Origin of the sequence: Cellulomonas biazotea, from assembly GCF_004306155.1 — a bacterium.
GTDB classification, from domain to species: domain Bacteria; phylum Actinomycetota; class Actinomycetes; order Actinomycetales; family Cellulomonadaceae; genus Cellulomonas; species Cellulomonas biazotea.
This window is the reverse complement of record NZ_BIMR01000278.1, coordinates 1-10,292: the sequence shown is the minus strand read 5'-3', so window position 1 is coordinate 10,292 and position 10,292 is coordinate 1. Positions and strand designations below refer to the sequence as shown.

Genomic DNA, 10,292 nt, shown 5'->3' with positions numbered 1-10,292 from the left:
CACCCCGGCCGCCCGCGGCACCCGTGTCGCCCACGTCGCGCACGCCGCCCGCGTCGCCCGCGTCGCCCGCGGCCGACGGGACCCGCCGCAGCCCGGCGGCGACCGCCCGCTCCGCCGCGAGGCTGAGCGTCACGACGACCGCCGTCCAGACGAACACGTCGGTGCTCTCGAGCAGCGCCTTCGCGTCGTACAGGTGCTCGCCGATGCTGCCCGCGGGCAACCCGATGACCTCGGCGGCGATGCCGCTCTTCCACGCGAGGCCGACGCCCACGCGGCAACCGGCGGCGAAGAACGGCAGGACGGCCGGCACGTCGACCGCCGGCACCCGGCGGCGCAGCGGCACGGCGAACACCGTCGCGACCTCGAGCATCGCGGGGTCCCGCTGCGCGATCCCCTCACGGACCGCGGCGAACGTCACCGGCAGCACCATGAGGGCGCTCACGACGACCGCGAGGCGGCTGCTGTCGACCCACAGGAGCACGAGCAGGATGAAGCTGACGACGGGCGCGGCGCGGACGGCCCCGACGACCGGCTCGACGAGCGCGCCGACGACCCGCCAGGTCGCCGCGGCGACGGCGAGCAGCGTCCCGACGACCGTCCCGAGGGCGAACCCGGCGGCGATCCGCAGCAGCGAGTGCGCGACGGTCGCCCAGAACGCCGGGGTGCCGACGAGCTCGACGAGCCGCGTCGCGACGTCCACCGGGGACGGCAGCAGCAGCCGCTGCGCGACGGCGAGCGCGGCCACCTGCCAGACCACGAGCCAGAAGGTGAGGACGAGCAGCGGCCGGACGGCGCGGGCGGCACCACCCAGGCCGCCCGCGCCTCCCGCGCCGGCCGTGCCACGCGTGCCGGCCGCTCGGGGGGTGCCGCCGCTACCCGTCGGAGCCGTGGTAGAGGTCGTCACCGGGGAGTGCTCCTCCCACCGAGGCCGGGTCTGCGGCGAACAGGACGCCGAGGTATCCGTCGAGCGCGGCCCGCATCTGCGGGCCGTCGAGATAGGTGATGTGCGACCCGGGGATCGCGGCGGTCGCGACGGCCGCCGCGGGCACGATCCCCGCGGCCGCGATGAGCACGCCGGCCTCGTCGGGGTGCTCGTTGGTGAACCGGGTCGAGGCGGCGTAGTCGTCGAGGAACTCGTCGAACGCGGCGGGGTGCTCGGTCGCGAACTGCGAGCGGACGACGACGACGCCGGTGACGAGCGGCGCGTCGGGCGTGACGTCGGCCCACGCGTCGGTGAGGTCGATCGCCGCGCGCGCGCCGGGGACCTGCGCGGTCACGACGGTGACGTAGGGCTGCGGCAGGACGGCGACCGCGCCGGGCTCGGCGGCGAGCCGGGCGGCGACCTCGGTGGCCTCGCTGACGTACGTGACGGTGAGGTCCGTCGCCGGGTCGAGCCCGTAGGTCGTCAGCAGGTGCTCGAGGACGAACTGCGGCGACGCGCCCTTGCCGGTGCTGTAGACGGTCCGGCCGCGCAGGTCGGCGAGCGTGCGCACGGTGTCGCCGACCTCGACGACGTGCAGCACGCCGAGGGTGTTGACGGCCGCGACCTGCACCTCGCCGGCCGTGCCGACGGTCTTGGCGTGCAGGACGGCGGCCAGGTTGGCGGGGACCATCGCGACGTCGACGTCGCCCTGCAGCACCTTCGGCAGCACCTCGTCGGGGGTGCCGTACACGGTGACCTGGTAGTCGTGCCGGGCCGTGCCGCGGGCGGCGTCGTCCATGAGCCCGACGAGGCCCATCGTCGTGGGGCCCTTGAGCGACGCGACGCGGACCGTGGTGCGCTCGGCCGCCGTCGGCGTCGCGGCCGCCGTCGAGGGCGCCGCGCTGGGCTCCGCCGCGGGGGGCGTGCTCGACGCGCACCCCGCGAGCAGTGCGCCGACGGCGACCGCGGCGGCGACCAGCCGCGCGACCCGGCTGTTCATCGCGCACCGTCCGGCGCGTCGGCCGACGCCGCGGCCGTGCCCACCAGGTCGGTGGTGTCGGTCAGCGGGCACGCCTCGGGGCGGAACGGCGCGTACCGCGTGTGCAGCAGCCGGTGCGCGAGCGGCGACCCGGGCTCGCCGTAGAAGTCGTCGTAGAGCCGCAGCAGGTCGGGGTTCGCCTGCGACCGTCGGACGGGGGCCGTCCGGTCGATGTCGACGAGCACCTGCTGCCGCGCCGCCGTCTCCAGCGTGTCCCGCGGTGCGGGGTGCCCGGCGCCGTTGATGCAGCCGCCGGGGCAGGCCATGACCTCGATGAGGTCGTACCCGACGTCCTCGCCGTCGCGGATCCGGCGGGCGAGCGCGTCGACGTTGTTGAGGCCGCTGACGACGGCGACGCGGACCGTCGTCCCGGCCGCGGTCACGGTCGTCTCCTTGATGCCCTCGGCGCCGCGCACCGCGTGCACGTCGAGGTCGGCCATGGACTCCCCCGTGAGCTTCTCGACGGCCATCCGCAGCGCGGCCTCGGCGACGCCGCCCGACGCCCCGAACAGCACGCCCGCACCGCTGACCTGCGCGTACGGCTCGTCGAACGTGCCGGGCTCGACGTCCTCGGGGCGCAGCCGCAGCATGTCGACCATCTCGAGGAACTCGGTCGTCGTGAGGACCGCGTCGACGTCCCGCACCCCGTCGGACGCGAACTCGGGACGCGCGGCCTCGTACTTCTTGGCCAGGCACGGCACGATCGAGACGGTGTAGAGGCGGTCGACGGGCAGCCCTGCGCGCTCCGCGAAGTGGCTCTTCACGGTCGCGCCCATCATCTGCTGCGGCGACCGGCAGCTCGACAGGTACGGGACGAGCTCCGGGAACCGCCGCTCGACCAGGTTGACCCACCCCGGGCAGCACGACGTGAGCTGCGGCAGCCGCTCCCCGCTGCCGACGCGCCCCAGGAACTCGGTCGTCTCCTCGAGGATCGTCAGGTCGGCCGCGAACGCGAAGTCGAAGACCTTGTCGAACCCGACCTTGCGCATGAGCCCCGCGGTGAACGCCGCGGCCTCCTCGGGCGCGAGGCCGTAGTGGTCCGCGATGACGCTGCGGACCGCGGGGGCCACGAACCCGACGACGACCTTCTCCGGGTCGTGCATCGCGGAGAACACACCGCCGCGCTCGCGCACGTAGTCGAGCGCCCCGCACGGGCAGGCCCGCACGCACTGCCCGCACGACACGCAGTCCGTGAGCGCGAGCGGCCGGCCGTCACGCGTCCCGACCGTGAGCCGCCCGTCGGTGAGCTGGAACGCGAGGACGTCGACACCCTCGACCTGCGCGCACGCCGCGACGCACAGCCCGCACGAGATGCACTTGTTCGGGTCGCGGACGATGAACGGGTGGTCCTGCACGACCGGCGTCCGCGGCCGCACGTGCAGCGGCGTCGCGAACTCCACGTGGTGCGCCGTCGCCGTGTCGCGCAGCGCGCACGCGTTCTGCCGCGAGCACCCGCACTCCAGGCAGCGCTGCGCCTCCGCCCGCGCCTGCTCCTCGGTCAGCCCGAGCTCGACCTCCGCGAACCCGGCGACCCGCTCGCCCGGCGGCAGCGCCGGCATGGTCGCCCGCCGGGCGCGCGGCTGCAGCGCGAACTCGTCGCGCGGCAGGTCCTCGAGCGTGCCGCGGCTGCACGTGTAGTCCTCCTGCGACGGCCGGACGAACCCCTCGCGGACGTACTCGTCCATCGCCTGCGCGGCCCGCCGCCCCGCCGCGACCGCCTGGATGACTGTCGCCGGGCCCGTCACGCAGTCGCCACCGGCGAACACGTTCCGCTCCGAGCTCTGCATCGTGCGGCCGTCGACGTCGACGTCGCCCCACTCGTTGAGCCGCACCGGCAGGTCGTCCCACAGGAACCCCGTGTCGGTCGTCTGCCCGATCGCCCCGATGACGGTGTCCGCGTCGACGTCGAACTCCGACCCGTCGACCCGCACCGGACGCCGCCGCCCCGACCGGTCCGGCTCCCCGAGCTCCATCCGCACGCACCGCACCCGCAGCCGCCCGTCCGCGGTCGAGGTGATGCCCGTCGGCGCCGCGAGGAACACCATGTCGATGCCCTCGTGCAGCGCCTCCTCGATCTCCAGCGCCTCCGCGGGCATCTCGTCGCGCGTCCGCCGGTACACGAGCTTCACGTCACGGGCACCCTTGCGCAGCGCCGTCCGCACGCAGTCGATCGCCGTGTTCCCGCCGCCGATGACGACGACCGTGTCCCCCACCGGGTCGTCGGTGCCCTGCACGACCCCGCGCAGCCAGTCGATGCCCAGGTGCACGCCCGGCAGGTGCTCGCCGTCGAGGTGCAGCGGCGTCGCCCGCCACGAGCCGACCGCCAGGTAGACCGCGTCGTACTCCCGCCGCAGGTCGTCGAGCCGCAGGTGCGTCCCCAGCGCCACACCCGTGACGATCTCGACGCCGAGCGCCTCCATGAAGGCGATCTCCTCGTCGAGGGTCGCCTTCGGCAGCCGGTACTCCGGGATGCCGTAGCGCATCATCCCGCCCGGCCGGTCCTGCTTCTCGAACACCGTGACCCGGTGCCCCGCGATCGCCGCGTAGTACGCCGCCGACAGCCCCGACGGCCCCGCGCCGACGACCGCGAGCCGCTTCCCGCTCGGCTCCGCGAGGCGCGGCGACCACGGCACGTCCTGCGCCCGGTCCCAGTCTGCCGCGAACCTCTTCACGTGGTTGATCGCGACCGGCTCGTCCACCAGGTTGCGACGGCACTCTGACTCGCACGGGTGCGGGCACACCCGCCCGCACGCCGACGGGAACGGGTTGCGGTCCTTGATGACCCGGATCGCGGCCCCGAAGTTCCCCGTCGCCACGTGCTCCAGGTACGTCTGGATGTCGATGTTCGCCGGGCACGTCTGGACGCACGGCGCCACGCAGTCGGCGTTGTGGTCGCACAGCAGCTGCTCCAGCCGCACCGCTCGGTACTCCCGCAGCCGCGGGTTGGTGGTCGTCACGACCATGCTCTCGACGACCGGCGTGATGCACGCCTTCACGTCCCGCGTACTCTCACCTGCGCCGACCTCGACGACGCACAGCCCGCAGCTGCCGTTCGCGCGTTCCAGCCGTCCGTCGTGGCACAACGACGGCACCTCGACGCCCTGCGCGGACAGCGCCCGCAGCAGCGTCGTCCCCTCGCGCAGCTGCATCGTCTCGCCGTCGACCGTGACGGCGACGTGCCCCGACTTCCCGACCTCGTGCACGCGGCCTCCCACGGTCCGTGGCCAGCCGGCACGCGCGCGGTCGATGGGACCGCTGCGCGGGATGAACGCCGTCATTGGCCCTCGTCGCCGACGTTAGGGCCGGGTGACGCCCGTCACGAAGGGACCTCCGACCTAGGGTTTCGCGGGTCCGTCGGTGCCTAGCCCGCCAGCGACTCCCGAGGGCGTCGACGCGTGCCGAAGACGCCGAGGGGCGCCGAGCTCGTCGGTCGGTGCCGAGTTCGTCACTTTGTGCCGAGTTCGTCACCTGCAACCGGCGAACTCGGCTGGAAGTGACGAACTCGGCGGAGGCCGAGCGCGCGGGCTCAGCAGTCCGCGGGCTTCGGGATGTCGGTGCAGAGGTCGTCGACCAGCCTGGAGCGGCGCTCGACGACCTCGAACGGTGCGCTCGTCGTCGAGGTCTGCGCGGTGCCGGTCACTGCGTGCCAGGTGTCGTCCCCGGCGACCCGGTAGCGGCCCGACCACTCGGTGGTCAGGGTGATCTGGTACGTGCCCGGCTGCTCGTACACCCGGTAGGTGTCGTGGTTCGGGTACGGGTTGCCCGCGGACTGGGTCCACAGGTCGGTGCCGTCGCCGAACGCGTAGTGGAACCGCTCCGGCGCGGCGACGACCTCGACGTCCCGGCCCAGCAGGTTCGTCACGAACGTCTGCTCGACGCGCTCGGTCATCACGATCGTCTCCTTGTTGACCAGCACCCACCCCCGGTCGGGCTGCAACCGCAGCACCGGCGGCGCCAACGGCAACCGCCGGAAGTCGGCGAGCGACAGCACCGGGAGCGTCAAGCCGCATCGCCCTTGATCGATCTGCCCCCATGGCCCCCAATCGGCGGTCTCGGCGACGCGCGACCGCCGCCACATCGGCTGGAGGAACGGTTCGGCACCGCAGTCCAACGGTTGTGCTGCGTCGGCCCCTGTCGGACACGCTCCGTCGGCCGATCCCTTCGTCCACTGCCCGGCGGCGTCGCGACATGCGACGGCACGCTCGAACTCCTGGAGACGTGGACCGACGCGGCTCGGTGCCGGAGCCGTGGCCTCCGTCCCCGCCTGATCGGCGGCGAGCTCCGCCGCGCTGCGGTCCGCCGAGGTGGTCCCGCTCGATCTGATCGCCCCGACCGGAACTGGCGGAACCTGTGTGCCCAGGAGCAGTGCCAGAACGATGAGGGCTCTCATGACGGCCGCTCGGTCCAGTCGATCGCGCTCACCTTCCACCCCTGCGACCAACCGATCGCGACGAAGAGGTCGTAGGTTCCGGGATCGCTCGTCGCTACCACCTCGCCGTCGGAGTCCAGCGTCGATGACGAGTCCTGCGACGCCACGAGCGAGGCCGAGTACCACTCGTCGGCCCGGATCTCCGTCCCGGTCGCGGACGTCACCACCGTGCGCGCGCCGGTGCTGTGGTAGTTCGCCGCCTTCATCTCAGCGATGCGGTCGAGCACCGCTGAGCAGAACTCGCAGGTCTCTGCCGACATCGCCGACCAGAGAGAGGTGTCACCTGTCGCCCACGTGTAGCCGTACAGCTCGACGAAGTAGGCCGCTGCAGCCGCCGCCCCCTCGGCGCTCGGAGTCTCCATCGCCGCGGGGCGTTCGGGCCGCGTCATCAGGTTCGTCGTCGGACTCGCTGACGGGCCGCCCGAAGGCCCAGGCGATTCGACCACGCTGGACGGAGGTGGCTGGGCTGGTGGCGACGTCGTGCACGCGGGAAGGGCGAGAAGCCCGACGGCTAGTGCGACGGCGGCCGCCCCCTGCGCGGTTCGTCGGTGAAGCATGGCGGCGAACCTACCGATATCGGACACCCCGTGGGACGGTCCGGCCCGATCTGTGGACAACCCCCTCGGACGGGCCCCTCACGGGGCGAGCTGCTTGAGGTGCGCGTCGTAGATGCCGTCGTCGGTCACGACCAACCCCGAGAGCGACCGCGCGACCGTCATCTCCATCCCGTCGACGACCTCCCAGCCGTCGTCGTCGAGCCGGTCGGGGAAGACCTCGAAGCTCACGACCTGCGTGGTCGCCCGGAGCTTCTCGACGACCTTCGGGGACGCCTCGTCGTGCTGCTCGAGCGCCTCGTCGACCATCGTGGCGACCTTGCCCGCCGCCTTCTCGACGTGCACCGACACCGGTCGTCCTGCGCCCGGCACGGTGACCCGCAGGACGCGGTCGCCGCTGCGCTCGTGGTCGACGTCGAGGTCGTCGTCGCCGGTCCACGCGACCTCGGCGGCCTCCGCGACCGCGTCGACGTCGAGCGCGTCGCCCGACGTCGCGAACACGTGCAGGAACATCGACATCGCTCCGTCTCCTCCTCCTCGACCTGCTCGACGGCTGCTCGGCGGCTACTCGACCGAGTCGCCCTTGCGGTACGTGATGCGGTTCGACGTGTCCATCTTGTCGACGAACGTGATCGTGTCATTCGGGCCGAGGGCGTCGATCTCGTTCTGCAGCTTGCCGCGCTCGCGCGCCTCGGGGATGCCCTTCTTCAGCATCTTGCCGACCTCGAAGTAGTCGCGTCCTCCCGCGGCGTTCGGCTTGGGCGAGACGCCGTCGGGGTAGTGGTCGCCGAGCTTGACGTTCTCGGTCTCCTGGACGCCCTCCGCCTCGGTGAGCTTCTCCTTCGCGGCGACCTGGTCCGCGCCGCCGCGCCGCCCCGGACGGTTGCCCGCCTCGACCTGGCTGTAGTGCGCCTCGACGTACTCCTCGAACGACAGGACGTCCTTCGGGCCCTTGCCCGCCTTGTAGGCCTTCTCCAGGTACCGCTGGTAGCGCCACTCGGCGGCACCGGGCTCGCCGACCGCCGGCTTCTTGCCCTGGGGGCCGTCGGGCGGCCACGTGATCTGCTCGGTGGGTTGGGGGGTTCCTCCCTCGGGGACGGTCTCGGGCGCGGGGCCCTCGGGGACCTTCTCCGGCGCGGGGCCTTCCGGCGTCGGGCCTTCGGGAGCGGGTCCCTTGGGCGCGGGACCCTCAGGCGTGGGGACGGGCTCGGGCGTCGGCACCGGCTCCGGCGCGGGGACAGGCTCGGGGGTCGGCACGGGCTCCGGCGTCGGGACCGGCTCAGGCGTCGGGACCGGCTCCGGGGCACCTCCGCCCGACGGGACGGGCTCAGGAGCCCCACCGCCACCGGACGGCACAGGCTCAGGCGCACCACCACCACCCGCCGGCACAGGCTCAGGCGCACCACCACCACCCGCCGGCACAGGCTCAGGCGCACCACCCCCACCCGCCGGCACCGGCTCCGGCGCACCGGCCCCACCCCCGGGCACCGGCTCAGGCGCGCCACCGCCACCGGCCGGAGCCGGTTCTCCGGGCGCACCGCCGCCCTTCTTCCCGGCGAGCAGCTTCCCGCCGAGCTCCATGGCTTTCGCCATGCCGATCTGCAGGGCCATCGCGCCGGCGTTCTTGGCGTCCTCGGTCATCTGGTCCGAGTTCTGCTGCAGCTCGGTGGCGGTGCTCGCGGTGGCGGCGTCGATGAGGTTCTTGATGAACACGAGCGCGTGCAGGGTGAGCGCGACGGCCGCGGCCCACAGCGCCCACGGCCCGACGGTGGACGCGACGGTCCCGCAGAACGCGATGATCGGGGCGAGCGCGAGGCCGACGGCGCCGAACGAGAAGATCGACCCGATGATCGCGACGGCGGTGAGGATGATGCCGATCGACACGGCCAGCCCGGCGATGGAGCCGAGCACGATGGTCACGCCGGTCGCGATGTCGGCGGACGACTTGAGGGCGTTGCCGAGGGGGTCCTTCGCCCACTGCTCGGCGGAGAACAGGTTGGCGACACCGGTCGCGATCGAGCCGACGCCGTGCACGACGCCCATGAGCGACATCCGCGGGTCGACGAACCCGCGCAGGATCGAGAGCCCGAACTTCGGCAGGTTCGTCGCGCCGAGCTCCTTGTAGAGGTTGCGCCCGGTGAGCCGCAGCGCGATCCCGGCCTTCTGCGACCCGCTGAGCGTCTCGAAGTGGCCGCCCGCCTCCTTCTCGATCTCGGCGATCTCGGCGGCGCGCCGGGCGTCCTCGTCGAGCTTGTGCTTCTGGGCGTTGACGGCGTTGGGCGGGTCCTCGCCGGTGAGCCAGGACGGCAGGGTCGAGGTCACGGCGCTCGCGGGGTCGAGCTTGGCGCGGTCGCCGTAGCCGGCGCGCTGCACGGCGGCGCCGCGGGGGGCGGGCACGGGCGCGGGCATCGACGCCATGCCGGCGACGTAGCCCTGCTGGGCGGCGGCGAGCCGGGCCTCGAGACGGGCGGACGCGGCGTGCAGAGACGTGCCCTGCTCGTCGAGGGCGGCGGCCTGGGCCCGGTGCTCGGCAGGCTGCGCGGCCATGCCGTCGAGGCGCGCACGGGCGGCCTCGTTCTGCGCCGTCATCTGCTCGGCCTTGGCGTCCGCGGCGGCGATGGCCTGCTCGGTCTCGCCGATCTTGCCCTGCGTCGCCGCGTTGGACGCCTTCGCCTGCGCGGCCTCCGCGGCGAGCTGGCCGGCGCGGGCCTTCGTCTGGCCGATGGTCGCGTCGATCGACCCCATGTCGGAGCCGACCTTGGTGAGCTGCGACCCCTGCTCGGCGGACTTCCCGGCGGCCTCGGCGTCGTCGGGCTGCTTCGACGCGTTCTCCGCGGCCAGCGACTTCGACTCGCTCGCCATGGGTGCGGACTTCTCCGCGCCTTCCTCGCTCTTCGCGGTGACCTGCGGTGCGCCCGACGCGACGGTCTCGGCCTTCTGCTGCGAGACCTCGAGCGCGGCCTTGGCCTGGGCGACGACACCCTTGCGGTGCGCGCTGTGGCCCTGCAGGGCGGTGATCCCGGCGGCGGCGTCGGCGACCCCGCTCCGCCCGGCCTGCAGCAGCCCTTCGGCCTGGTGGGACTGCGCCCGCTCTGCCGCGGCCGCGGCACGGACCTCGTGTGCGCCGGACCTCAGGGCCTGCAGCTTGGCCGCCACGGCCGACACGGCACCCTCGACGACGGGGTCGGCGGGGATCTGCCGACCCCCCGCGTTGACGGTCTCGTTCCGCACGGGCACCTCGACGGGCGGCGGGAGGTCGGGCGGGACGACCGCGGCCGCCGCGGCGGCAGCGGCGGCCGCGCCCTGGGCCGCCGCGGTCACCTCGCCGGCTCCGGCACCGCCCGCGGC

At 73.7% G+C, this 10,292-nt stretch carries 6 protein-coding genes and 1 pseudogene; all 7 read right to left on the bottom strand.

Going from position 1 to position 10,292, the window contains the following annotated elements; translation table 11 throughout:
• A partial coding sequence (locus CBZ_RS16460; protein WP_130782569.1) for an ABC transporter permease occupies positions 1-904 on the bottom strand: 904 nt, incomplete at its 3' end.
• Positions 873-1,922, bottom strand: a complete 1,050-nt coding sequence (locus tag CBZ_RS16455; protein ID WP_130782568.1) for an ABC transporter substrate-binding protein — start codon at positions 1,920-1,922, stop codon at positions 873-875. The genes CBZ_RS16455 and CBZ_RS16460, both read right to left, overlap by 32 nt.
• Positions 1,919-5,164 (bottom strand): [FeFe] hydrogenase, group A, encoded by a 3,246-nt coding sequence (locus tag CBZ_RS16450; RefSeq protein ID WP_130782567.1) that lies wholly within the window; start codon positions 5,162-5,164, stop codon positions 1,919-1,921. The genes CBZ_RS16455 and CBZ_RS16450 overlap by 4 nt, the downstream gene beginning before the upstream one ends.
• Positions 5,165-5,487: 323 nt before the next feature.
• Complete coding sequence (locus tag CBZ_RS16445; RefSeq protein WP_246013497.1) at positions 5,488-5,964, bottom strand: hypothetical protein; 477 nt, start codon at positions 5,962-5,964, stop codon at positions 5,488-5,490.
• 383 nt (positions 5,965-6,347) lie between these two features.
• Positions 6,348-6,779, bottom strand: a complete 432-nt coding sequence (locus CBZ_RS16440) for a DUF6318 family protein (RefSeq protein ID WP_130782566.1) — start codon at positions 6,777-6,779, stop codon at positions 6,348-6,350.
• Between the two features lie 246 nt (positions 6,780-7,025).
• Positions 7,026-7,463, bottom strand: coding sequence for a hypothetical protein (locus tag CBZ_RS16435; protein WP_130782565.1), 438 nt, complete (start codon positions 7,461-7,463; stop codon positions 7,026-7,028).
• Positions 7,464-7,508: 45 nt separating this feature from the next.
• Positions 7,509-10,292: pseudogene (locus CBZ_RS16430) on the bottom strand (hypothetical protein); the annotation flags it as partial.

What these genes read in the sequence shown, in the direction of transcription:
- CBZ_RS16455 (WP_130782568.1), bottom strand. Translation starts at nt 1,922, where the DNA reads ATGAACAGCCGGGTCGCGCGGCTGGTCGCCGCCGCGGTCGCCGTCGGC.
- CBZ_RS16440 (WP_130782566.1), bottom strand. Translation starts at nt 6,779, where the DNA reads ATGACGCGGCCCGAACGCCCCGCGGCGATGGAGACTCCGAGCGCCGAG.
- CBZ_RS16435 (WP_130782565.1), bottom strand. Translation starts at nt 7,463, where the DNA reads ATGTCGATGTTCCTGCACGTGTTCGCGACGTCGGGCGACGCGCTCGAC.